Raw genomic sequence first — 240 nt, 5'->3', positions numbered from 1 at the left:
CCGCAACCAACCAGCCAGCCAGCCATGCAGCCCGACTCCGCCTCCCACCGCATCGCCCGCGTCGCCGCCCACCTCAGCCCGTCGCCGCGCCCCCAGATGGAGGAGGGGGTGAGGCCGGCGCCATGCAGGGCCAAGGGCGGCGCGCCGGGGTTCAAGGTGGCCGTGCTGGGCGCGGCGGGAGGGATCGGGCAGCCGCTGTCGCTGCTCATGAAGTTGAACCCGCTCGTCTCTGTGCTCCAC

At 73.8% G+C, this 240-nt stretch carries 1 protein-coding gene; it reads left to right on the top strand.

Annotated elements, in window-relative coordinates:
- Window positions 1-240: hypothetical protein (locus L9G74_RS24615; protein ID WP_275297567.1), on the top strand; the 240-nt coding region annotated here is incomplete at both ends.

It is taken from the genome of Shewanella electrica (assembly GCF_022321485.1).
GTDB lineage: Bacteria > Pseudomonadota > Gammaproteobacteria > Enterobacterales > Shewanellaceae > Shewanella > Shewanella electrica.
Note: the sequence above shows the minus strand (reverse complement) of the source record. Positions and strands in the feature narration are given on the sequence as shown.